We start from the raw sequence: 22,868 nt of genomic DNA on the forward strand, positions 1-22,868 counted from the left end.
CCAACATATAAAGTTTAAGGAAAGTCTACGGTATCCATATCCGTAGACTTTTTTTATTATTTTTGGTATTCTAAATTAAAAAATAACCTTGATGAACTGGAAAGACTACTTATACTTTCAGAAACGGGACAGAGTTGCAATTATATTACTACTCGTCCTTATCACACTCACCGGAGGGATATATATCTTTACCAGACCACAACAAAAGGCAAATAAAGAAGAAGCTGAACCTTCCAGTGTGCGAGTAACTACAAATACTAATACTCCATATAGCAATACAATTCCTACTTTTTCTAAGCAAAATAAGGATAAAACACCCGGCTATCCCTATCAGAAGAAACTAGAGACAGGGGGAATCGTGGAACTCAATACTGCCGACACCACATCGCTGAAAATGATACCCGGGATAGGGACCGGATTCGCAAAACGGATAGTCAAGTATCGTAATCTGTTAGGTGGCTTTGCGGATATCACTCAACTGAAAGAGGTCTGGGGACTGGATAATGAATTATATGACAAGATCACGCCGTATATTGTGCTTGTTCCACAGATAGAGAAAATAAAAGTCAACTCGGCTGACTTCAACGAATTGAACAGGCATCCCTATATAGATTACAAGCAAGCCAGAGTCATTGCAGATATCAGAGAGTGGAAAGGCAGGATAGAATCACTAAAACGCCTGCGTTTGCTCGAAGAATTTACCGACGATGACATCAAAAGGCTTACACCTTATCTTTCCTTTGACTAGATATAATATTCGGCGAGGTCTACCAGCCCGGCACGCATAGCATACTTAATAGCCTCATGCACATTGTTTACTTCCAACTTACGGAAGATATTCTTTCGGTGAGTGATGATCGTATGAAAGCTAAGATTGCGGTTAGATGCTATTTCTTTCGTAGTTCGCCCCAATGCTATCTCCTTGAGAATCTCTTTCTCTGTAACAGTAAGAATATGATCCAGTGATTCGGTCACAGGCTTCTGGCTTTGCAAAAGCTGGTTTGTAACACGTCCGCAGATAAAACGTTCGCCACGGAATATATGCAGCAAACCCATATTTATCTCATCCAGTTCGCATGACTTCAGGACAATACTAAACGACTCACTGCTCATAATCAGGCGACGGAGAAAGTCATAACTCAACTCTTCGGAAAACAATAGCCAACGGGACTGTGAAAATCTATACCCTACATTTAGCAGTTCGTCTACACTCCCAAAATCGGAGAGGGTATAATCCAGTATCACAACTGCATCGGGGGTAGTTGTAAGCATCTTCACCAGATCGCCCTTACTGTCGGCGACCTGAACAGATGATGCCTTGTTGGTATCACTTATAAGGGTTTCTATCCCCACACGTGTGATATCCTGCCTGTCGACTATAATTACATCTTTCATCCCAATCTTTTGCGATTTGATACGATTAAAACTCAAAGATAGTTATTTCCGTCCAAAGAATTTTGAAAAAAACATCATTTGATAATCCACGGCATTGTTCCAGTAGTCATGTGTATGTGCTCCCGGACGTATAATATAATCGTGAGGAATATTCATATATAACATTTTCTTATGCAGTTCTTCATTTACATTATAAAAAAAGTCATTCACCCCACAGTCTATTATTATGGCCAGTGAGTTCGGCTCTATCTTATACAATTGGTCTATAACAGTATGTTCATTCCATTGCCCTTCATTCTCTTTATATTTTCCAAGCCAGCTTTTCATTTCCCAATTGTTGGGAAAAGGACGGATATCTACCCCTCCGCTCATAGAACCGCATGCACCAAACACATCACTATGATTGATCCCAAGCCACAAGCCGCCATGACCACCCATACTGAAACCCGTTACAGCGCGCCCTTTTGGGGAAGCTACAGTATTGTAATGTTCATCTATATACTTAATCAACTCGGAGCTTACATATGTTTCAAATTGCATTGACGGATCAACAGGGCTATCCCAGTACCAACTATTCTGCCCGTCGGGGCAAACCACGATCATCTGCCAACGCGTAGCATCCTGAGGCAAACTCTTTTTAGTACCGTTTACCCACGTGTCATATCGTCCTCCATAGCCATGCAAAAGGTAAAGAACCGGGTACTTCGCGGGATTACTCTTGTCATATCCTTCCGGCAGAACAACTACATTTTTGATGGTCTTATTCATTTTAGGGCTGAATACCTGAATGGTATCTACTGTTTGCGAAAACAATGGCAGACATATTATAGCCACCAGCAAAGTCAAAGTTGTAAATAGTTTTTTCATTTTGTCAGATCATTTAGTTATTAGGTTTATAAGTTGCTCTTATTAAAAAAGTCGGAGAAAAACTGTAGCTGTTTTACAATAGCTTTGTTCCAGTATTTACGGTCATGTCCTCCGGATTCTACAATATATTGGTGCTCTATCCCTTTATGTAGCATTGCCTGATGAAGTTGTTCGTTTACTTTCAGAAATCCATCTTCATATCCGCAATTTATGATTACAGATAAAACATCCGGCTTTAGTTTTCCCAGCATATTAATAATCACACATTCATCCCATCGTTTTTTATTTGTGGCATAACCACCCAACTGGCTCCTCAGTTTATACACCTTTGGGAAGGGACGGAAATCCACAGCGCCACTCATAGACCCACATACACCGAAAACACCGGGATGAAGGATAGCCAGACGCAAAGCCCCGTAACCGCCCATACTGAATCCCGATATAGCACGAGCCGGGGATGAAGGTATTGTTTTGTATTTATTGTCTATCGACTCTACCAGTTCCTCTGTTATGTATGTTTCGAATTGTGAAGCAGGATTTACCGGGCTATCGAGATACCAGCTATTTTCCCCGTTGGGGCATACGATTATCATATTATATTTGGTTGCGTCGTCAGGCAATTCTTTCCTTATTACCTTTGTCCATGAGATATGATCGGCCTGTACACCATGAAGAAGATACAGTACCGGATATTTTATGCTGTCCTGCCTGTTATATCCGGCAGGAAGAATGACAAGATTCTTTATGTCCCTTCCCATCTTTTTACTGAATACCTCAATAGTATCAACAGTCTGCGCATTGAGACTACCGATAAAGCAAAGCAAGGAAAATAATATATAAAGACTCCTTTTCATATCATCTGAATATACCCCAGTTGTCATTCAGTTTCTTTAAGGCCGGACCTTCTTTATTTTCTGATTCTTTAAGGCCTTTTACACAATACCAATATTCGAATGGAGCAATATAATTCTCGAAATCGACATTCAGATGAATTATTGCAGTGTCATCCGTATCATATGTTATCCAATATCTTCGCACCGACAATTTCTTTTTCAACGAGTCTATTATACTGAGATCTTCATCTTCACTCGATGTCGATATCTTATCTTTTAGCAATTCGAAAGAGAATCTGTTATCTTCATAAAACATCGTTATCTTTTCTTCCTCCGTATACCAGAATCGCTGGTAAGATATATAAAGCAATGCGGCAATTAAACATAGTGTGAATATTCCTCTGGTCGATCTGTTCCTTCTGTTGCTCATATAGTTAATCCTCTTTCTTTCCAAACGATTTCTTCACCCATCCCGGTACAATTACGGCACCTACAAACAGGTAATTGTAATAAGTAAGTAGCCGCCACAGCAGGATTATAACAGGTACTACACCTGCCAACGGAATAAATTCGCTCAGGTACTGTTTGAATATAAATTCCGTAAACCCGCTTCCTCCAGGAGTGGGACTGACCACCATAACAACCCACATAACAAACTGGCGGGCAAAAATCAACAGATTATCATGTACCTGAAAGAATGCCATAAAAATAGCATTCACTACCAGATAACGTGAACTCCACGACAAGATGGTAGCCATTATCAGCGGAAACCAATACGACAGCGTCTTACCTCTAATCTCCCTTGAGCTTATAATAAGGTCATCTCCGGCTTTAGCCGCACTTTTGTGCCAACGACGAAGGAATGGTAGCCTGAATATCTTTATTATCAGCCAGCGGATAGCCTGAGGCCTGAAAAACAGTCCCACTATCAACAGTGTACACAGAAGCATCTTGATAATATAGGCAACAATGAAAAGCACCAACACCCCCGAACCCAATGCCGTATTGTCGGCAAACAGGTTATGGAAAGGGATAAATATAAGAAGTATAGGAAAGGTGACTACGAAAAACATCTCATCGAGCAGCAAAGTCACAAATACCATTGCCGTACTGCGCCCGACAGGAATTTTCTCTTTTGCCAGAAATAATACAGCCATACTCGACCCCCCTACTACGGAAGGGGTAACAGCTGTTCCAAACTCGGCTAACAGGGTAACTTTGATGCATTGTTTCCACGACAATTGCTTTTCTGTAAGGTAACGGTAACGGATTACAAAGCCGGTATCGCGCCCCAGCATAAAACAGAAAGCAACAAAAATCCAGAAAACAGTATGTCCCGTAATTGTGATTTGCCTGAGATCATCCAGATTAAATTCACGACTGAACATATAGATGATGACCCCCATGCCTATAAATGTAGGCACAAGTATTTTCCAAATACTAAAGCTTGAAGACTCCTTTCCCATCCACAAAATCTGATGAATATACAAAAGTAAGAAAACATTTTATCTTTTTCTTTTCTTTTGTACATTTACAGTAAAGTATAATATTACACGAGATAATTTACAGAATATCACAAAAGAAATAAGGTAATTTCAGCATAGGATATGACATTCTTATTATAACTTTATCTATATATTATAACCGGCTTATATTAAAGCCGGAAGAGAAAAAGTTACAATAGTAAAAATATGCAATATGTGTCAAGTTTGTCAGGTTTTGGATTTCATGTAAGCACAATTCCGTGTTGTTGCGCATTACTTATAAATATTTCGGTTCATCGGATTTGCAATCCAAATGGACGAGAATAAAGTAAAAAACAACAAATAAAAAATTATGAAAAAGTGTAACTTTTGTTACCTTTTTGAATTTTCAATTCACTCCCTACAAAGGAAATAATGAAAACAATGTAAAAGTTGTCAAGTTTGTCAGGTTTTAACAAGTAAGTAGAAAAGAAAAATGGTAACACAATACCTACGAATTATAAAATCTTTCCTTATTCGCCAGTGGGAACGATATAAGAGAGCAAAGAAGAAATACCAAATCGGTATTCCTCTGTGCCTTGTCTTACTTGTATGGTATATATTCTGTCTGTCATCGCCACTGTTCCATGTACCATACAGCACGGTAGTTTCCGACAGACACGAAGAGTTACTAGGCGCGCGTATCGCCAACGACCAGCAATGGCGCTTCCCCACTTCCGACTCCATACCTGATAAATACAAGACCTGTCTGATAGAATTTGAAGACAGACATTTCAACCGCCACTGGGGCGTAAATCCATTAGCTCTGGCTCGTGCTATAAAACAAAACATCAGTAGCGGACGGATTGTAAGCGGAGCCAGTACTATCACCATGCAGACTATCCGCCTCTCGCGTAAAGAGAGCCGAACCTTCGGCGAAAAATTCATCGAGATGATCCTGGCTACCCGCCTCGAATTCTCTTATTCGAAAGACGAAATACTTAACCTGTACGCCTCACATGCTCCTATGGGTGGAAATGTAGTAGGTATAGAAGCTGCGTCGTGGCGATACTTCGGACATCAGGCGGCGACTTTGTCCTGGGCAGAAGCAGCCACCCTTGCAGTACTGCCCAACTCTCCTACCCTGATGCACTTTGGTAAGAACAGAGACAAATTACTTACTAAAAGAAACAGGCTATTGGAGCTATTGTATCAACGGGAAATACTGGATAAGGTGGATTACGAGCTGGCGGTATCCGAGCCCCTGCCCTTCCAGCCACATCCCCTGCCACAAGTAGCGCCGCACCTTGTTACCCGCCTGTATAAAGAACAGGGAGGGAAGCATATAACTGCCACTATAGATAAATCGCAGCAGGAACGTATGGAGTCTGTTCTCAGCCGATGGAATGCCGAATTTTCACAAAACGGGATAAAGAATATAGCTGCCATAGTCTTCGACGTAGAAAAGAATGAGGTAGTGGCCTATTGCGGTAATGTAGACTTCGAAAAAAGCACGTCGGCTAATCAGGTAGATGTGATACAGGCTCCACGCAGTACAGGAAGTATACTGAAACCATTTCTATATTGTGCAATGCTACAGGAAGGCGAATTACTACCCGACCAGCTACTACCCGATGTACCTATCAACCTGAATGGCTTTGCTCCGAAGAATTTCAGCCTGCAATACGACGGAGCTACACATGCTTCTGAAGCGCTTGCCCGCTCGCTCAATGTACCGTTTGTTGTTTCGCTGCGCAAATATAGTGTCCCTAAATTCTACAACCTCCTAAAACGGGCAGGAATGACTACACTCAACCGCACTGCCGACAACTATGGCCTGTCGCTTATTTTAGGGGGTGCAGAAGGCAAGTTATGGGATATCAGCACCATATATCTTCAAATGGCTCAACAACTCAATACATACAATCAGGAGGGCCGGTATTATGATATGAAGCAGCCCTCATATATTTTTAATGAGAATAATAACGAAAAGAGAGATCGAATCCCTGCTCCATTATTCTCGGCAGGAGCTATCTGGCAAACCTTCGAAGCTCTGACAAACGTAAATCGCCCCGAGGAGATAGACTGGCGCTCTATCCCTTCTATACAGAAAATAGCATGGAAAACAGGAACCAGTTTTGGTTTCCGCGATGGATGGGCAGTAGGTATCAGCCCCAAATACGTTGTAGGGGTATGGGTGGGAAACTCTGACGGAGAAGGCCGTCCGGGACTTACAGGTGCGCGCACAGCAGGCATGGTGATGTTCGACATATTCAATGTCCTGCCGCAAAGCCGTTGGTTTGCCAGACCGGAAAATGATCTTGTAAGAGTCGAAATATGCCACGAAAGCGGCTACCTGAAAAGTATGAACTGTCCCGATACAGAGACTGATACGGTATGGGTAAGCAAAAAAGGGCTGAACGGCGCGGTTTGCCCTTATCACAAGCTAGTACATTTATCCGAAGATATGAAGTATCAGGTATATGACGAATGCGCAGGTAAAAGGGGCATTATCCATACTTCATGGTTTATACTGCCTCCGTCGTGGGAATGGTATTACAAAGAGCAACATCCTGCATACCGTCCGTTGCCTCCGTATTCACCCGAGTGCAGAGAAGATTCTGATATAAGGCTGATGGAGTTTATCTATCCTTTCCCTAATGCAATCATTAGCTTACCGAAGCAATTGGATGGCACTCCCGGCCAGTTGGTTTTCGAACTGGCTCACCGTTCTCCGCAAAACCGGGTATTCTGGCATCTGGATGGACAATATATCGGAGAAACTAAAGTATTTCATAAAATGGAGTATAGTCCGGCTAAGGGAGAGCACCGTTTGATAGCTGTTGATGAAAGCGGAGAAAGTATTTCGGTAAAATTTTCAATAAAATGATTATTTTTCACAATGCACAATTATTTGATTATAAACACATTATATGGTTAGCATTGAAGAATTGCAATATTTATTCATTTTTTTTAAATTCGTTATGCAACGTTTTACATATTTAGCCATCTTATAATTGTAGAGTAGTAAAAATACCTACTAGCGAATAGACAGACTTCCCAACCTTACACAGAGTTTTTTTACAAACTACATGGCTTCACATTCACATTCGCTACTGATGTGATGTTCTGAAAACAATAGTTCGACAGAAGAGCTAGCTTTTATTAAGCAAAAAAAAGTATCCTGAATCCAGGATACTTTTTTTATTATATTAAATAAGAGTATAACCTCTTATTCTTCAGTCTTTGGCTTCTCTTCTGCAGCAGGAGCCTCAGGAGCCACTTCGTCTACTACAGGCAAAGATCCCGGAGCAGCTTCTAATGCTTCCACTTCTTCCACAACCGATGCTTCAGGAGCAACTACATCTTTAGCTTTCGCTTTAGGAGCCGCAGCGCCTTTAGCAGCAGTTTCAGGTTGGTCAGCAGCTTTCTTAGATCTACGGGTTCTACCTTTCGATGCAGCTTTCTTCTCCTTCAACATATTTTCGTTATAGTCTACCAATTCGATAAAACACATAGATGCATTATCACCCAAACGGTTACCTGTTTTGATGATACGGGTGTATCCTCCCGGACGATCAGCTACTTTCTGAGATATGTTCTGGAACAACTCAGTTATGGCAGCCTTAGTCTGATCGCTGTTTATCTTAAGATCCTGGAAAACCAGACGTCTCGAATGTGTTGTATCTTCTTTCGATTTTGTAATCATCGGCTCTATAACCTTCTTCAAAGCCTTCGCTTTGGCCACGGTCGTAAAGATACGTTTATTAGGGCTCATGATCAAAGATACACACATATTAGCCAGCATGGCATTTCTGTGTGAGCTGGTACGCCCTAAATGATTAAATTTTTTATTATGTCTCATGTCGCTTACTAATCTTTATCTAATTTATATTTAGAAATATCCATACCGAAAGACAGGCTCAGGCTATCCAATAGTTCATCAAGCTCGGTAAGTGATTTCTTACCAAAGTTTCTGAATTTAAGAAGGTCATTCTTATTGAATTGCACTAATTCGCCCAGCGTTTCTACCTCTGCCGACTTCAAACAGTTAAGAGCGCGAACCGAAAGGTTCATATCAGATAACTTAGTCTTAAGCAGCTGACGCATATGCAGAATTTCTTCATCGAATTCTTCGTTTCCATCTACTTCGCTTTGTTCAAGGAGAATCTTCTCATCAGAGAACAACATAAAGTGGTGGATAAGAATCTTTGCAGCTTCTTTCAATGCATCCTTTGGATGAATAGATCCGTCGGTTGCTATTTCTATAACAAGTTTCTCATAGTCCGTTTTTTGTTCTACACGATAGTTTTCTATCGAATATTTTACATTACGGATGGGAGTATAAATAGAATCAATAGCTATAACATTAACATCGTCGGACAGATTGCGATTTTCATCAGCAGGTACGTATCCACGGCCTTTGTTAATATTCAATTCGATTTGGAAGCTTGCGTTCTTGTCTAAATGACAGATTTCCAAGTCAGGGTTCAATACTTCAAATCCTGACAGATGCTTTCCAATATCTCCAGCTTTGAATACTTCGGCACCTGAGACTGTAATACTCACCTTCTCGTTTTCGATCTCTTCTACTATCTGCTTGAAACGTACTTGTTTCAGATTCAGAATGATATTTGTAACATCTTCTATAACACCCGGTACGGTGGCAAATTCATGTTCAACACCGTCGATTTTTATAGAAGTGATAGCAAAACCTTCAAGAGATGAAAGCAGAATACGGCGTAAAGCATTACCAACGGTAATACCATATCCGGGTTCTAAGGGACGAAATTCGAATTTTCCGAAGAAATCGTCCGCTTCTAACATCAATACTTTATCCGGTTTTTGAAATGCTAATATAGCCATGAATTTAATTAATTTTTAGAATACAACTCTACGATCAACTGCTCTTTAATGTTTTCAGGGATATCTGCTCTCTCAGGCAGGTGAAGAAACTTACCTGTCATAGATGCTGCATCCCATTCGATCCAAGGGTATTTGCTATGGTTAAACCCAGACAATGCTTCACTTACTACTTCGAGAGATTTTGATTTCTCACGAACTGCGATCAATTGTCCCGGCTTGATTGTATAAGACGGAATATTCACGACTGAGCCATCCACTGTAATGTGGCGGTGAGATACAAGCTGACGGGCAGCTGCTCTCGTAGGTGCTATTCCAAGACGGAAAACGATGTTATCCAATCTTGATTCCAACATTTGAAGCAACACTTCACCTGTGATACCACGTGATGAAAGCGCTTTGTCAAACATATTACGGAATTGTCTTTCAAGCACACCATATGTGTATTTTGCTTTTTGCTTTTCACGCAATTGAATACCGTACTCCGACGATTTTTTCTTCCTTCCGTTTCCGTGTTGTCCGGGAGGATAGTTCTTTTTAGAAAGAACTTTGTCAGGTCCGAATATTGGCTCTCCGAATTTACGGGCGATTTTTGATTTTGGTCCAGTATATCTTGCCATTTCTTTTCTAATTAATAATTGATGAAAGCTGAAATTGTGCAGCCGCGATTACAGAGAGGGTAAACTTGCAATCAAAATCACAATTTAAGTTCCAAATTTAAAATTTTGATTAAACTCTTCTGTGTTTTGGAGGACGGCATCCATTGTGAGGTAGTGGAGTAACATCAACGATTTCTGTTACTTCTATTCCTGCTGCATGGATAGTACGGATAGCAGACTCACGTCCGTTGCCCGGTCCTTTTACATACACTTTTACTTTTCTCAATCCTAAGTCAAATGCAACTTTAGCACAATCTGATGCTGCCATTTGAGCTGCGTACGGGGTGTTCTTCTTTGAACTTCTGAAACCCATTTTCCCTGCCGAAGACCAGCTGATTACCTGGCCATCGCTGTTTGTAATCGAAATAATGATATTGTTGAAAGAAGAATGCACATGAGCTTGTCCTGTAGCATCCACTTTAACGTTTCTCTTTTTCGCTGCGACTGTTTTCTTTGCCATATCAAATTAATTATTTTGTAGCTTTTTTCTTGTTAGCAACAGTTTTCTTTCTACCCTTACGTGTACGGGCATTATTTTTAGTACTCTGACCTCTCAAAGGTAGACCGATACGGTGACGGATACCTCTGTAACAGCCTATATCCATCAATCGCTTGATATTGAGCTGTACTTCCGAACGCAAGTCCCCTTCTACTTTAAACTGGGCAGCGATAATTTCACGCACTTTACCTGCCTGATCATCATTCCAGTCTTTTACTTTGACATCTTTGTCTATTCCTGCTTCAGCAAGGATTTTGTTAGCAGAACTACGTCCGATACCATAAATGTATGTCAAGGCTATCTCGCCTCTTTTATTTTGTGGTAAATCGACACCAACTATTCTTATTGCCATATATTTTTTCGATTAATTTGCAAAATTAATAAATTATCCCTGACGTTGTTTGTACTTAGGATTTTTTTTGTTAATAACGTATAAGCGTCCTTTTCTTCTGACAATTTTGCAATCAGCAGTACGCTTCTTCAATGATGCTCTTACTTTCATATGTTTGTTTTTTATTTGTATCTGAATGAAATCCGTCCTTTTGATAAATCATAGGGTGACATTTCCACACGTACTCTATCTCCCGGAAGTATTTTGATATAGTGCATACGCATCTTTCCTGAGATGTGCGCTGTTATTTCATGTCCGTTTTCAAGTTCGACACGAAACATTGCGTTCGATAGTGCTTCTACGATCACTCCGTCTTGTTCTATTGCTGCCTGTTTAGCCATATATATAATAAAAGGTTTTTAAATTGCGTTATTTCCTAAAACAGCTTCTACAAATTCAAATGTAGATAAAATATCAGCTTTACCCTGACGAATAGCCACAGTATGCTCGAAGTGGGCCGAGGGTTTACGATCACGGGTTCTGATAGTCCAACCATCGCTTTCAAAAACAACATTTTTGCTTCCCATGTTAATCATCGGCTCTATTGCTATACACATCCCTTTTTTGAGTAAGGGACCTGTACCCCGTCTGCCATAGTTAGGAACTTCAGGCGCTTCATGCATCTTACGTCCTATACCATGTCCTACCAGTTCGCGAACGACCGAATAACCACGCTTCTCACAATATGTCTGAACGGCATCACCGATATCGCCTATGCGATTACCATCTACAGCCTTTTCTATTCCTTTATAAAGAGCCTCTTTCGTTGCCCTAAGCAAAGCCTTCACGTCTTCTGCTACTTCTCCTACACAAAATGTATAGGCTGAATCACCGCAAAATCCGTTTTTCTCTGTACCACAATCGACAGAAATAATATCACCGTCTTTAAGAACATAGTCTGTTGGAAATCCATGCACAACCTGTTCATTAACTGAAGCACAAATTGCACCCGGAAAATCCACAGCGCCCGGAGCACCCTTATATCCCAAGAAGGAAGGTCTGGCTCCATGATCCTGTATAAATTCTTTTGCAATTTTATCTAATTGAGCCGGAGTAACCCCCGGTTTTATATGCTTTGCCATTTCGCCCAAGGTCATACCTACAAGGCGATTGGCTTCGCGCATCAATTCGATCTCTTCGTCTGTTTTCAGAAATATCATTTATAACCTCCTTAATATGCTGCAATTGAACCAGAACGACCTTTGATTCTTCCCGATTTCAATAAACCGTCATAATGTCTCATCAACAAGTGACTTTCGATCTGCTGTAATGTATCCAACACAACCCCAACAAGAATCAACAATGATGTTCCTCCAAAGAATTGTGAGAATTCACGGCTCACACCAAAGTAGCTGGCAAACGCAGGAAGAATAGCAACCATAGCCAGGAACAATGATCCCGGGAATGTTATACGAGACATGATAGAATCGATATAATCTGCTGTTTTCTTCCCAGGCTTGATACCGGGTATAAATCCGTTATTACGTTTCAGTTCGTCAGCCATCTGCACAGGGTTTATAGTCACAGCTGTGTAGAACCATGTGAAAGCAATAATAAGAAATGCAAACACAACATTGTATGCTACACTGGTATGATCCATAAAAGAACCCCAGAATCCGCCTTTTTCGGTAGAGAATCCCGCAATAGAGATCGGTACAAACATAATTGCCTGAGCAAAGATGATCGGCATCACGTTAGCAGCATTAACCTTCAATGGTATATACTGACGTGCACCACCATATTGTTTGTTTCCTACAACTCTTTTTGCATATTGTACCGGTATACGGCGTGTACCTTGTACCAACAGAATTGCACCGCAAATAATAAGCAATAAGAATACAATCTCTGCAAGGAACATTACCAATCCACCTCCCTGGCTTGCCAGACGTGAAGAAAATTCACCGATAAGCGCATGTGGCAGACGGGCTATAATACCCACCAAAATGATGAAAGAGACTCCGTTTCCGATACCTTTATCTGTGATACGCTCTCCTAACCAAAGAACAAACATACTACCTCCGGCCAAAATAATGGTTGAAGGAATAAGAAATTCCCATGAAGTAGGAGCTGCCGCACCCAGCGCACCTAACAGGTATGCCGGTCCTTGAAATAGAAGTATGGCTACTGTCAGATAACGTGTGTACTGGTTCATTTTGGTACGCCCGCTTTCTCCTTCGCGCTGTAGCTTTTGGAAATATGGCACAGCCATACCCAACAACTGCATAACGATAGAAGCAGAGATATAAGGCATAATACCCAATGCAAAAATTGATGCATTAGCAAATGCACCTCCCGAGAACATGTTCAATATGTCCAGAATACCCCCTGAAGTCTTAGCCTGAAGGGCATTAAGAGCTTCCGGGTCTACTCCTGGCAGAACGATATGAACTCCGAAGCGATAGATCACCACGAAAAAGAAGGTAATCATGAGTCTTTTTCTAAGATCCTCAATCTTCCATATATTTTCCAGTGTTTTTACTAATCCCATCTTACTTCAGTTTAGTTACTGTTCCACCTATTGCTTGAATTGCAGCCTCTGCTGTTTTTGAGAAAGCGTGAGCTTCAACATCTACCTTTGTAGTGATGGCTCCGTTTCCTAATATTTTCACTAATTGATTGGAAGAAATAAAACCTGCATCGATCAATGTCTGAATATCGATTTTAGCAAGCTTCTTAGTTTCTGCCAAACGTTGCAATACATCCAGGTTGATGGCTTTGTATTCTACTCGGTTTATGTTTTTAAATCCGAATTTAGGCAAACGGCGTTGGATAGGCATCTGCCCTCCTTCAAATCCGATCTTCTTAGAATAACCTGATCTGGACTTAGCTCCTTTATGACCTCTTGTGGAAGTGCCACCTAATCCTGAACCCGTACCACGTCCGATTCTTTTTCCGGTTTTAGTTGATCCTTCAGCAGGTCTCAAATTTGATAAACTCATATTTTTATATTTTTTATCTTATAAACTAAATTACTCTACAATAGTAACCAAATGGTGTACTTTGTTGATCATTCCTCTGATAGCAGGTGTATCTTCGTGTTCTACTACACGGTTCAACTTTTTCAGCCCAAGAGCGTCTAAAGTTAACTTTTGGTCTTTCGGACACTTGATTCTGCTCTTAACTTGTTTAACTTTAATCTTTGCCATAATAAGTTTCTTTGCAAATTAACCTTTAAACACTTTTTCCATAGAAATACCTCTGTTCTGAGCTACAGTGTATGCATCTCTCAGCTCTCCTAAAGCTTCGATAGTAGCCTTCACAAGGTTGTGAGGGTTTGACGAACCTTTCGATTTAGCCAATACGTCTGTTACACCTACGCTCTCAAGTACGGCGCGCATCGCACCTCCTGCTTTCACCCCTGTACCGGGAGCAGCCGGGCGAATAAGTACTTCAGAACCTCCAAAACGGGCAACTTGCTCGTGAGGTACTGTTCCTTTAAGTACCGGAACTTTGATAAGGTTTTTCTTAGCAGCTTCAACTCCTTTAGCTATAGCTGTCGTTACTTCACCAGCTTTACCAAGACCCCAGCCTACTATACCATCTTCATTTCCTACCACTACGATAGCAGCGAAACTGAATGTACGTCCCCCTTTTGTTACTTTAGTAACACGGTTGATCGCAACTAGCCTGTCTTTTAATTCGATATCGTTGGTCGATTTTACTCTATTGTTAACTCCTGCCATGTCTATTAAAATTTAAGTCCACCGTTACGGGCAGCATCTGCCAATTCTTTAATTCTACCATGGTACAGGTAACCGTTACGGTCAAATACCACAGTTGTTACACCAGCTTCCTGAGCATTCTTAGCAATTAGTTCGCCAACTTTCGCAGCTATTTCTTTTTTAGGAGCTTTGTCTGTTATTTTGAGAGACGAAGCCGCTGCCAAAGTCTTACCTGTAAGATCGTCGATAACTTGCGCATATATTTGCTTGTTGCTTCTGAACACTGTCAGACGCGGACGTTCGGTAGTTCCTGAGATCTTTCCGCGTACGCGTAATTTTATTTTATTTCTTTTATCTGTCTTTGTTACCATGATTACTACAGTTTATGATTTATTTACCTGCGGTTTTACCAGACTTGCGACGGATAACTTCACCGACAAAGCGTATACCTTTACCTTTATAAGGTTCCGGTTTACGGAATGAGCGAATTTTCGAGCAAACCTGACCGATCAGTTGTTTATCACAAGATTCTAAAATGATTAGCGGATTCTTGTTTCTCTCAGATTTTGTTTCAAGGTTTACTTCTTTTGGCAACATCAAAAAGATATTGTGAGTATAACCTAATGAAAGTTCCAAGATCTGACCGTTGTTTGAAGCACGGTAACCAACCCCTACTAATTCCAATTCTTTGCGATATCCTTCAGAAACTCCAACAATCATGTTGTTGATCAACGATCTGTACAATCCATGTAAAGAACGGTGAGCTTTTTCATCAGATGGACGTGTTACTGACAACACACCATTTTCAACAGAGACTTTGATATCCGGATTAACTTCTTGCGATAGTTCTCCTTTTGGTCCTTTTACTGTAACTAAATTATCCTTGCCAACAGTAATATTTACTCCGGCAGGAAGATTTATGGGTAATTTTCCTATTCTTGACATAACTTTACTATCCTCCCCTTAATTAATAAACATAACACATTACTTCGCCGCCGACTTTCAACTCGCGAGCTTCTTTGTCTGTCATCACTCCTTTTGAGGTAGATACTACAGCTATACCCAGTCCGTTAAGGACACGAGGCAAATCTTTATACCCTACATATTTACGAAGACCTGGAGACGAAACACGGATTAATTTCTTAATCGCGTTCACTTTATTTACAGGATCGTATTTCAAAGCTATTTTGATAGAGCCTTGAGGTCCTTCTTCTACAAACTTATAGTTAAGAATGTAGCCTTTTTCCAAGAGAATTTTTGTAATCTCTTTTTTCAAATTTGACGCCGGAATTTCTACAACTCTGTGTCCAGCCATGATGGCGTTTCTTACACGCGTCAAATAATCTGCTATTGGATCTGTCATGATTAAATTGATTTAAATTAATCCCGACTGTCGGGACAATATTTAAAAACTGTTTTTATAATAAAAGAGTGAAAAATGAAGAATGAACGCATCAATTCATAATTCTTCATTTATCATTCTTTGTCTTTTTACCAACTTGCTTTTTTCACTCCCGGTATCAAACCTTTAGAAGCCATTTCCCTGAATTGGATACGGGAAATTCCGAACTGGCGGATAAAGCCTTTCGGACGACCTGTAAGGCTGCAACGGTTATGCAGGCGTACTGGTGAAGCATTCTTAGGTAGAGCTTGCAGCGCTTCGTAATCGCCTTCGGCTTTGAGTTGCGCTCTCTTAGCTGCATATTTAGCAACCATCTTAGCTCTTTTTACCTCACGAGCTTTCATTGATTCTTTTGCCATCTTATATCAATTCTTTTTTTGCGTTCTTAAATGGTAATCCGAACTCTCTCAGCAGGGCATACCCTTCTTCATCCGTTTTCGCGGAAGTTACAAAGGTAATATTCATTCCCAAAATACGACTAATATTGTCGATATTAATTTCAGGGAAGATGATTTGCTCCTGGATACCTAATGTATAATTTCCTCTTCCGTCAAGCTTGCTTTCGATACCTTTGAAGTCGCGGATACGAGGCAATGCTACACGTACAAGTCTTTCAAGAAACTCATACATTCTGTCGTGGCGCAGTGTAACCATCACACCGATAGGCATTTTCTTACGCAACTTGAAGTTTGAGATATCTTTCTTAGAGTATGTCGCTACTGCTTTTTGTCCGGTGATAGTTGTAATTTCGTTAATCGCTGTTTCGATTATTTTCTTATCGGCAACTGCTATACCAAGACCTTGGTTGATTACTATTTTCTTCAATACAGGAACCTGCATCGATGATTTATAACCGAATTCTTTCATCAAAGAAGCTACAATACGGTCTTTATAATCTGTTCTAAGAGTTGTTGTATTGCTCATTATTTAATTTCCTCCCCTGATTTTTTAGCGTAACGTACTAGCTTTCCATTCACTTCTTTACGACCAATACGTGTAGGTTTTCCCGATTTAGGGTCTACTACGTTAAGGTTTGAAATATGAATAGCAGCTTCTTTTTTCTCTATTCCTCCCTGAGGACTTTTAGCGTTAGGCTTAGTAGATTTGGATACCATGTTCAGGCCTTCAACGATAGCGCGGTTCTTTTCAACCAACACTTTCAGTACGCGGCCGGTTTTACCTTTGTCGACACCGGTATTCACATAAACTATATCGCCTTTTTTGATATGTAATTTACTCATTGCTTTTTTAGTTTTATGGATTATAGTACCTCTGGTGCCAACGAAACGATTTTCATATTAGTTGCGCGAAGTTCGCGGGCAACTGGTCCGAAAATACGGCTTCCTCTGATTTCACCTGCTGCGTTTAGCAATACACAAGCATTGTCATCGAAGCGGATATAAGAACCGTCTACACGGCGGATTTCTTTTTTAGTACGCACGATGATAGCTTTTGTTACAGCACCTTTCTTAATATCACTCGAAGGGATTACATTCTTGATAGCAACCACAATCACATCCCCTACAGACGCATAGCGTCTTCTTGTACCGCCTAATACGCGGATACATAAGCATTCTCTAGCTCCACTGTTATCAGTAACTACTAGTCTTGATTCTTGTTGTATCATAATTATTTAGCCCTTTCGATTATTTCGATTAATCTCCATCTTTTAGTTTTACTCAACGGACGAGTTTCCATGATGCGTACTGTGTCGCCGATGTTACACTCGTTCTTTTCGTCGTGAGCATGATATTTCTTCGTTTTGTTAACGAATTTTCCATAAATAGGGTGTTTTTCTTTCCATTTTACAGCTACTGTGATGGTTTTATCCATCTTGTTGCTGAAAACGACCCCGAATCTTTCTTTTCTTAAATTTCTCGTTTCCATCAGCTCTTATTTATTTTTTAGTTCTCTGTGGCGGATCTCTGTTAAGAAACGTGCGATATCGCGACGTTTTTCTTTAATCTTAGTCGGAGCATCCAATGGAGATACACTGTGGTTTAACACCAATTGGTTTAATGCTATTTTTTCAGCATCTAATCTTTCTTTCAATTCTTTGTCCGAAAGTTCTCTTACTTCTGCAATTTTCATACTTCTTAAGCGTTTTGAGTTAAGTCATAATCTCTGCGAACTATAAATTTAGTAGTCACAGGAAGCTTTTGTGCTGCAAGGCGCAATGCTTCTTTTGCCACATCATAAGATACTCCTTCGATTTCGAATAGTATTCTACCAGGTGTAACCGGTGCAACGAACCCTTCAGGAGATCCCTTACCTTTACCCATGCGGACTTCGGCAGGTTTCTTAGTGATTGGTTTGTCAGGGAAAATTCTAACCCAAACTTGTCCTTGACGCTGCATGTAACGAGTTACTGCAATACGGGCCGCTTCTATCTGGCGCCCTGTGATCCATTTGTTCTCCAGGGTTTTGATGCCAAACGAACCGAAAGCCAGTTCATGCCCTCTCTGAGCATTACCTTTCATACGACCTTTTTGCTGTCTTCTGAATTTTGTTTTCTTCGGTTGTAACATTTTACTTCAAACGTTTTTTTAATTACTTTCTCTTATTTCTCTTGAAACCTTTTCCCTGTTCTCTGTCGCCTCTGTCGTTACGACGGTCGCCGCCACCTCTGTTGTTAGAGTGACCACCATCTTTAGACGCAACAAATGAAGGAGCAAGGTCTTTCTTGCCGTAAACTTCTCCACGGCAAATCCATACTTTGATACCTATCAAACCAACTTTAGTCAATGCTTCGGCATGTGCATAGTCGATATCGGCACGGAATGTATGAAGTGGAGTACGTCCTTCTTTATACATTTCTGAACGAGCCATTTCCGCTCCGTTCAAACGGCCCGATATCTGTATTTTGATACCTTCGGCACCCATTCTGATTGTAGAAGCGATAGCCATCTTGATAGCACGGCGGTAAGCGATTTTGCCTTCCACCTGACGTGCTACGTTGTTAGCTACGATAACTGCATCCAGTTCAGGTTTTTTGATTTCGAAAATATTGATTTGAATATCTTTATCTGTAATTTTCTTCAACTCTTCTTTCAGTTTGTCTACTTCTTGTCCACCTTTACCGATAATGATACCCGGACGTGCTGTACAAACTGTAATAGTTACAAGTTTTAGTGTTCTTTCGATAACGATACGCGATACACTAGCTTTAGCTAGACGGGCATTCAGATATTTACGGATTTTGCTGTCTTCCAACAGTGTGTTGCCGTAATTTTTGCCTCCATACCAGTTAGAGTCCCATCCTCTGATGATTCCTAAACGATTTGCTATTGGATTTACTTTTTGTCCCATCTGCTATTAATTTTGATTTTCTTTATTTAGTGTATCTACGTGAAGGGTCACATGGTTTGAACGCTTACGTATTCTGTAACCTCTTCCCTGTGGAGCAGGACGCATTCTTTTCAGCATTGCGCCACCATCTACGTTTATCAATGATACAAATAGCTCACCATTTTCTGCTTTACGTTCATTTTTAGCTTCCCAGTTTGCGATAGCTGAACGCAATAGTTTTTCTAATCTGGCAGCAGCTTCTTTATTTGAGTATTTCAATACACCAAGCGCTCTGAATGCCTCCATTCCACGAATCATGTCAGCCACAAGGCGCATTTTGCGTGGTGAAGTCGGTACATCGTTCAACTTGGCAAAAGAAATGGTTTTTTGAGCTTCCTTTCTTTTTTCAGCTGTTATTCTTTTTCTAGCACCCATTATTTTTAATGTTTTCTTTTAATTAATTTATTGGCTTCTGCTCCAATTATTTTTTCTTGTTACCTCCGTGTCCACGGAATGTACGTGTGAGGGAGAATTCTCCTAATTTATGTCCTACCATATTTTCTGTCACATATACCGGAATGAATTTGTTTCCGTTATGAACAGCAATAGTGTGACCTACAAAGTCAGGAGAGATCATTGAAGCCCTTGCCCATGTCTTAACTACAGCTTTTTTACCTGACTCATTCATGGCCAAGACTTTTTTCTCAAGCTTAACATTAATATACGGGCCTTTTTTTAACGAACGACTCATAATTTCTTAATTAATCAGGTTATTATTTCTTTCTTCTTTCGATTATGTACTTAGAAGAATGTTTCTTAGGAGCTCTAGTCTTAAGACCCTTAGAATACAATCCTTTACGTGATCTTGGGTGTCCTCCCGAAGCGCGACCTTCACCACCACCCATTGGGTGATCGACTGGGTTCATTACAACACCACGGTTGCGAGGGCGACGTCCAAGCCAGCGAGAGCGTCCGGCTTTACCTGATTTTTCAAGAGCATGATCTGAATTACCTACACTACCTACAGTAGCTTTACAAGCCAATAGGATTTTGCGTGTTTCGCCCGAAGGCATTCTTATGATAGCATAGTCTCCTTCGCGGGAAGTCAACTGTGCAAATCCACCTGCCGAACGAACCATTTTAGCTCCTTGTCCGGGACGTAATTCAATGTTATGAATAACTGTACCAATTGGAATCTTTGCCAGTGGCAATGTATTTCCAACTTCAGGAGCAGCTTCGGCTCCTGACATCACTGTCTGACCTACTACCAATCCCTGAGGAGCCAGAATATATGTTTTTGCTCCGTCAGCGTAATATAACAATGCGATACGAGCCGAACGGTTCGGATCGTATTCTATCGATTTTACAGTGGCTGGTATTCCGTCTTTTGTTCTCTTGAAGTCGATTAGCCTCAATTGTCTTTTGTGACCACCACCAAGATAACGCATTGTCATCTTTCCTTGGTTGTTACGGCCACCTGACGCTTTTTTACCGACTACAAGGGATTTTTCTGGTACACTTGCAGTGATTTCTTCGAATGTACCAATAATTTTGTGTCTTTGCCCCGGTGTTGTGGGCTTTAATTTACGTACTGCCATTTTTTATTTAGATATTACTAAAAAAGTCTATACTCTCACCTTGTTTAAGGGTGATTATCGCTTTCTTGAAAGCTGAAGTTTTACCACTGATTACACCAGCTTTAGTGTAGCGGCTTTTACGTTTTCCGTCGTATTTGATTGTGTTCACTGACTCAACCGTTACGCCGTAAAGTTCTTCTATCGCTTTCTTAATCTCCACTTTGTTTGCATCTGGAGCAACACGAAAACCATAACGATTCGGGAATTTTTCCGAAATCGCAGTTTGTTTTTCTGTTAATATTGGTTTAATTATAATTCCCATAGTATCCTTCTTATGCTTTTAAAAGGTTATCTATAACAGCAACCGATGACTCAGCCAATACCAGACTTGAACAGTTAAGTATTGAGTAAGTATTTAAATCAGAAGCTTTTACAACTTTTACTCTTTCTAAATTACGAGCCGACAAATATACATTTTTATTTTGGTCTGGCAAAACTAGAAGTATCTTTTTATCAGCCACTTGCAAATTTTTAGTCAATGCTACGAAATCCTTTGTTTTCGGTGCATCGAAAGAGAAGTCTTCAACTATTACGATCTGGTTTCCTTTTGCTTTGGTAGCAAGAGCAGATTTACGTGCAAGCTGCTTTACTTTCTTATTTAATTTGAAGCTGTAATCTCTTGGTTTTGGACCGAATACACGGGCACCTCCAACCAATACCGGAGAGTTGATATCACCACGACGTGCACCACCTCCACCTTTCTGGCGGATCAATTTGCGTGTACTTCCCGACATTTCACTTCTTTCTTTAGATTTGTGAGTACCCTGACGTTGGTTTGCCAGGTATTGTTTCACATCTAACCAAAGAACGTGTTCGTTAGGTTCAATTCCATAAATAGCATCATTCAACGCTACTTTTTTACCGGTATCTTTACCGTTTTTATCTAATACACTCAGTTCCATTATTTCTCAATTATTACGATTGAACCTTTACTTCCCGGTACAGAGCCTTTAATCAACAAAAGATTGTGTTCCGGAATCACTTTAATTACTTCAAGGTTTTGGACAGTTGTGCGTACATTACCCATTTGTCCGCCCATTCTTGTTCCCTTAAATACCTTCGCAGGGTAAGAACAAGCACCGATAGAACCCGGAGCACGAAGACGGTTGTGTTGTCCCAAAGTAGCTTGTCCTACCCCACCGAAATTGTGGCGTTTAACAACCCCCTGGAACCCTTTACCTTTCGATGTTCCGATAACATCTACATACTGTGCATCTTCTAAGAAGTCTACAGTAAGTACATCGCCTAGTTTGCGACCTTCAATTCCTTTGAACTCGGCCAAGTGTCTTTGAGGTGCTACTCCAGCTTTTTTGAAATGTCCGGCTTGTGGCTTAGCTGTGTGCTTGTCTTTCTTTTCAACAAACCCTAGCTGTAAAGCTTCGTAACCGTCTTTCTCAACTGTTTTTACCTGAGTAACAACACAAGGACCCACTTCGATAACAGTGCATGGAATATTTTTTCCCTCGGCACTGAAAACGGATGTCATTCCGATTTTTTTTCCTAATAATCCTGGCATTTCTCTTAATTATTTATTTAAACTAGTATAAAAATTCATCAAACTTTGATTTCAACTTCAACACCACTTGGCAACTCAAGTTTCATTAGCGCATCTACTGTTTTAGCTGTAGAGCTGTAGATGTCGATCAATCTTTTATAAGAAGATAGTTCGAATTGCTCGCGAGACTTCTTGTTAACGAAAGTTGAACGGTTTACAGTAAAGATACGTTTGTGTGTTGGTAACGGAATTGGACCGCTTACTACTGCACCTGTTGCTTTTACTGTTTTAACGATTTTCTCGGCAGACTTGTCTACCAGCATGTAATCGTAAGATTTTAGTTTAATTCTAATTTTTTGACTCATTGTCTGTTTTTAATTAGTTATTCAAAAATTTATTATATAAAATAGATTC

The 22,868-nt window shown here is 40.4% G+C and carries 37 protein-coding genes; 2 read left to right on the top strand and 35 right to left on the bottom strand.

The annotated features are described in order from the left end of the window. Positions 1-91 precede the first annotated feature (91 nt). Positions 92-748 (top strand): ComEA family DNA-binding protein, encoded by a 657-nt coding sequence (locus IR083_RS17190; RefSeq protein WP_194225241.1) that lies wholly within the window; start codon positions 92-94, stop codon positions 746-748. Here IR083_RS17190 and IR083_RS17195 read toward each other — a convergent pair. The 5 genes from IR083_RS17195 to IR083_RS17215 are packed head-to-tail and all read right to left on the bottom strand — an operon-like array spanning position 745 to position 4,519. After that, positions 745-1,395, bottom strand: coding sequence for a response regulator transcription factor (locus IR083_RS17195; protein ID WP_194225242.1), 651 nt, complete (start codon positions 1,393-1,395; stop codon positions 745-747). The two genes, IR083_RS17190 and IR083_RS17195, sit on opposite strands and share 4 nt — an antisense overlap. A 42-nt stretch (positions 1,396-1,437) precedes the next feature. Further along, a complete protein-coding gene (locus tag IR083_RS17200; RefSeq protein ID WP_194225243.1) occupies positions 1,438-2,262 on the bottom strand; it encodes an alpha/beta hydrolase in 825 nt (274 codons plus the stop codon). Between the two features lie 26 nt (positions 2,263-2,288). Further along, entirely contained in the window at positions 2,289-3,116 is an 828-nt protein-coding gene (locus IR083_RS17205; RefSeq protein WP_242052468.1) for an alpha/beta hydrolase, read from the bottom strand. Between the two features lies 1 nt (position 3,117). Further along, positions 3,118-3,525: a hypothetical protein gene (locus IR083_RS17210; protein WP_194225245.1), complete on the bottom strand. Its 408-nt coding sequence runs from the start codon at positions 3,523-3,525 to the stop codon at positions 3,118-3,120. Positions 3,526-3,529: 4 nt separating this feature from the next. After that, the gene (locus IR083_RS17215) at positions 3,530-4,519 is read right to left on the bottom strand and encodes a lysylphosphatidylglycerol synthase transmembrane domain-containing protein (protein WP_317174758.1); all 990 of its coding nucleotides are present in this window, start codon (positions 4,517-4,519) and stop codon (positions 3,530-3,532) included. Positions 4,520-5,054: 535 nt separating this feature from the next. Between IR083_RS17215 and pbpC the strand changes: the two genes are divergently transcribed. Further along, entirely contained in the window at positions 5,055-7,448 is a 2,394-nt protein-coding gene (gene pbpC, locus IR083_RS17220) for a penicillin-binding protein 1C (RefSeq protein ID WP_194225247.1), read from the top strand. Between the two features lie 342 nt (positions 7,449-7,790). Here the strand turns inward: pbpC and rplQ are convergent, their stop codons facing one another. From rplQ to rpsJ, 30 genes are all read right to left on the bottom strand, one after another. Next, the gene (gene rplQ, locus IR083_RS17225; RefSeq protein WP_194225248.1) at positions 7,791-8,423 is read right to left on the bottom strand and encodes a 50S ribosomal protein L17; all 633 of its coding nucleotides are present in this window, start codon (positions 8,421-8,423) and stop codon (positions 7,791-7,793) included. An 8-nt stretch (positions 8,424-8,431) separates the two neighbouring features. Continuing rightward, positions 8,432-9,424: a DNA-directed RNA polymerase subunit alpha gene (locus IR083_RS17230; protein WP_006800234.1), complete on the bottom strand. Its 993-nt coding sequence runs from the start codon at positions 9,422-9,424 to the stop codon at positions 8,432-8,434. Positions 9,425-9,432: 8 nt separating this feature from the next. Then, the gene (rpsD, locus tag IR083_RS17235; RefSeq protein ID WP_006800235.1) at positions 9,433-10,041 is read right to left on the bottom strand and encodes a 30S ribosomal protein S4; all 609 of its coding nucleotides are present in this window, start codon (positions 10,039-10,041) and stop codon (positions 9,433-9,435) included. Between the two features lie 109 nt (positions 10,042-10,150). Continuing rightward, positions 10,151-10,540: a 30S ribosomal protein S11 gene (gene rpsK / locus IR083_RS17240; RefSeq protein ID WP_006800236.1), complete on the bottom strand. Its 390-nt coding sequence runs from the start codon at positions 10,538-10,540 to the stop codon at positions 10,151-10,153. A gap of 10 nt (positions 10,541-10,550) precedes the next feature. Beyond that, positions 10,551-10,931: a 30S ribosomal protein S13 gene (rpsM, locus tag IR083_RS17245; protein WP_006800237.1), complete on the bottom strand. Its 381-nt coding sequence runs from the start codon at positions 10,929-10,931 to the stop codon at positions 10,551-10,553. A gap of 33 nt (positions 10,932-10,964) precedes the next feature. Continuing rightward, complete coding sequence (ykgO, locus tag IR083_RS17250; RefSeq protein ID WP_006800238.1) at positions 10,965-11,081, bottom strand: type B 50S ribosomal protein L36; 117 nt, start codon at positions 11,079-11,081, stop codon at positions 10,965-10,967. Positions 11,082-11,092: 11 nt separating this feature from the next. Continuing rightward, positions 11,093-11,311, bottom strand: a complete 219-nt coding sequence (infA, locus tag IR083_RS17255) for a translation initiation factor IF-1 (RefSeq protein WP_006800239.1) — start codon at positions 11,309-11,311, stop codon at positions 11,093-11,095. Positions 11,312-11,329: 18 nt separating this feature from the next. Beyond that, positions 11,330-12,130 carry a type I methionyl aminopeptidase gene (gene map / locus IR083_RS17260; RefSeq protein ID WP_006800240.1) on the bottom strand — a complete coding sequence of 267 codons (801 nt, stop codon included), beginning with the start codon at positions 12,128-12,130 and terminating at the stop codon, positions 11,330-11,332. 11 nt (positions 12,131-12,141) lie between these two features. Then, positions 12,142-13,458, bottom strand: coding sequence for a preprotein translocase subunit SecY (gene secY, locus IR083_RS17265; protein ID WP_006800241.1), 1,317 nt, complete (start codon positions 13,456-13,458; stop codon positions 12,142-12,144). 1 nt (position 13,459) lies between these two features. Further along, positions 13,460-13,909, bottom strand: a complete 450-nt coding sequence (rplO, locus tag IR083_RS17270; RefSeq protein WP_006800242.1) for a 50S ribosomal protein L15 — start codon at positions 13,907-13,909, stop codon at positions 13,460-13,462. 30 nt (positions 13,910-13,939) lie between these two features. Beyond that, a complete protein-coding gene (gene rpmD / locus IR083_RS17275; protein ID WP_006800243.1) occupies positions 13,940-14,116 on the bottom strand; it encodes a 50S ribosomal protein L30 in 177 nt (58 codons plus the stop codon). An 18-nt stretch (positions 14,117-14,134) separates the two neighbouring features. Continuing rightward, the gene (gene rpsE, locus IR083_RS17280; RefSeq protein ID WP_006800244.1) at positions 14,135-14,653 is read right to left on the bottom strand and encodes a 30S ribosomal protein S5; all 519 of its coding nucleotides are present in this window, start codon (positions 14,651-14,653) and stop codon (positions 14,135-14,137) included. A 5-nt stretch (positions 14,654-14,658) separates the two neighbouring features. Continuing rightward, a complete protein-coding gene (gene rplR / locus IR083_RS17285) occupies positions 14,659-15,003 on the bottom strand; it encodes a 50S ribosomal protein L18 (protein ID WP_006800245.1) in 345 nt (114 codons plus the stop codon). Between the two features lie 19 nt (positions 15,004-15,022). Then, complete coding sequence (gene rplF / locus IR083_RS17290; RefSeq protein WP_006800246.1) at positions 15,023-15,577, bottom strand: 50S ribosomal protein L6; 555 nt, start codon at positions 15,575-15,577, stop codon at positions 15,023-15,025. Between the two features lie 22 nt (positions 15,578-15,599). Beyond that, positions 15,600-15,995, bottom strand: a complete 396-nt coding sequence (gene rpsH, locus IR083_RS17295; RefSeq protein WP_006800247.1) for a 30S ribosomal protein S8 — start codon at positions 15,993-15,995, stop codon at positions 15,600-15,602. Positions 15,996-16,123: 128 nt separating this feature from the next. Next, positions 16,124-16,393: a 30S ribosomal protein S14 gene (rpsN, locus tag IR083_RS17300; RefSeq protein ID WP_044216278.1), complete on the bottom strand. Its 270-nt coding sequence runs from the start codon at positions 16,391-16,393 to the stop codon at positions 16,124-16,126. 1 nt (position 16,394) lies between these two features. Further along, the gene (rplE, locus tag IR083_RS17305) at positions 16,395-16,958 is read right to left on the bottom strand and encodes a 50S ribosomal protein L5 (RefSeq protein WP_006800249.1); all 564 of its coding nucleotides are present in this window, start codon (positions 16,956-16,958) and stop codon (positions 16,395-16,397) included. Beyond that, positions 16,958-17,275 carry a 50S ribosomal protein L24 gene (gene rplX / locus IR083_RS17310; protein WP_006800250.1) on the bottom strand — a complete coding sequence of 106 codons (318 nt, stop codon included), beginning with the start codon at positions 17,273-17,275 and terminating at the stop codon, positions 16,958-16,960. Before rplX ends, rplE begins: the two co-directional genes overlap by 1 nt. Before the next feature lie 20 nt (positions 17,276-17,295). Continuing rightward, complete coding sequence (gene rplN / locus IR083_RS17315) at positions 17,296-17,661, bottom strand: 50S ribosomal protein L14 (RefSeq protein ID WP_006800251.1); 366 nt, start codon at positions 17,659-17,661, stop codon at positions 17,296-17,298. Between the two features lie 2 nt (positions 17,662-17,663). Continuing rightward, complete coding sequence (rpsQ, locus tag IR083_RS17320; protein WP_006800252.1) at positions 17,664-17,921, bottom strand: 30S ribosomal protein S17; 258 nt, start codon at positions 17,919-17,921, stop codon at positions 17,664-17,666. 6 nt (positions 17,922-17,927) lie between these two features. Further along, positions 17,928-18,125, bottom strand: a complete 198-nt coding sequence (gene rpmC, locus IR083_RS17325) for a 50S ribosomal protein L29 (RefSeq protein ID WP_006800253.1) — start codon at positions 18,123-18,125, stop codon at positions 17,928-17,930. Between the two features lie 5 nt (positions 18,126-18,130). Beyond that, positions 18,131-18,562, bottom strand: coding sequence for a 50S ribosomal protein L16 (rplP, locus tag IR083_RS17330; protein WP_006800254.1), 432 nt, complete (start codon positions 18,560-18,562; stop codon positions 18,131-18,133). Between the two features lie 22 nt (positions 18,563-18,584). Next, a complete protein-coding gene (gene rpsC, locus IR083_RS17335; RefSeq protein ID WP_006800255.1) occupies positions 18,585-19,343 on the bottom strand; it encodes a 30S ribosomal protein S3 in 759 nt (252 codons plus the stop codon). Positions 19,344-19,349: 6 nt separating this feature from the next. Further along, entirely contained in the window at positions 19,350-19,757 is a 408-nt protein-coding gene (rplV, locus tag IR083_RS17340; RefSeq protein ID WP_006800256.1) for a 50S ribosomal protein L22, read from the bottom strand. A gap of 46 nt (positions 19,758-19,803) precedes the next feature. Continuing rightward, positions 19,804-20,073, bottom strand: coding sequence for a 30S ribosomal protein S19 (gene rpsS, locus IR083_RS17345; RefSeq protein WP_006800257.1), 270 nt, complete (start codon positions 20,071-20,073; stop codon positions 19,804-19,806). A 22-nt stretch (positions 20,074-20,095) separates the two neighbouring features. Further along, positions 20,096-20,920, bottom strand: a complete 825-nt coding sequence (gene rplB / locus IR083_RS17350) for a 50S ribosomal protein L2 (protein WP_006800258.1) — start codon at positions 20,918-20,920, stop codon at positions 20,096-20,098. Positions 20,921-20,927: 7 nt separating this feature from the next. Further along, on the bottom strand, positions 20,928-21,221 hold the full coding sequence (gene rplW, locus IR083_RS17355) for a 50S ribosomal protein L23 (protein WP_006800259.1): 294 nt from the start codon (positions 21,219-21,221) through the stop codon (positions 20,928-20,930). A gap of 10 nt (positions 21,222-21,231) precedes the next feature. After that, complete coding sequence (gene rplD / locus IR083_RS17360) at positions 21,232-21,861, bottom strand: 50S ribosomal protein L4 (RefSeq protein ID WP_006800260.1); 630 nt, start codon at positions 21,859-21,861, stop codon at positions 21,232-21,234. Further along, the gene (gene rplC / locus IR083_RS17365; RefSeq protein ID WP_006800261.1) at positions 21,861-22,475 is read right to left on the bottom strand and encodes a 50S ribosomal protein L3; all 615 of its coding nucleotides are present in this window, start codon (positions 22,473-22,475) and stop codon (positions 21,861-21,863) included. The genes rplD and rplC overlap by 1 nt, the downstream gene beginning before the upstream one ends. A gap of 38 nt (positions 22,476-22,513) precedes the next feature. Next, complete coding sequence (gene rpsJ, locus IR083_RS17370; RefSeq protein WP_006800262.1) at positions 22,514-22,819, bottom strand: 30S ribosomal protein S10; 306 nt, start codon at positions 22,817-22,819, stop codon at positions 22,514-22,516. Positions 22,820-22,868 lie beyond the last annotated feature (49 nt).

Origin of the sequence: Dysgonomonas sp. GY75, assembly GCF_015234155.1 — a bacterium.
GTDB classification, from domain to species: Bacteria; Bacteroidota; Bacteroidia; order Bacteroidales; family Dysgonomonadaceae; genus Dysgonomonas; species Dysgonomonas gadei.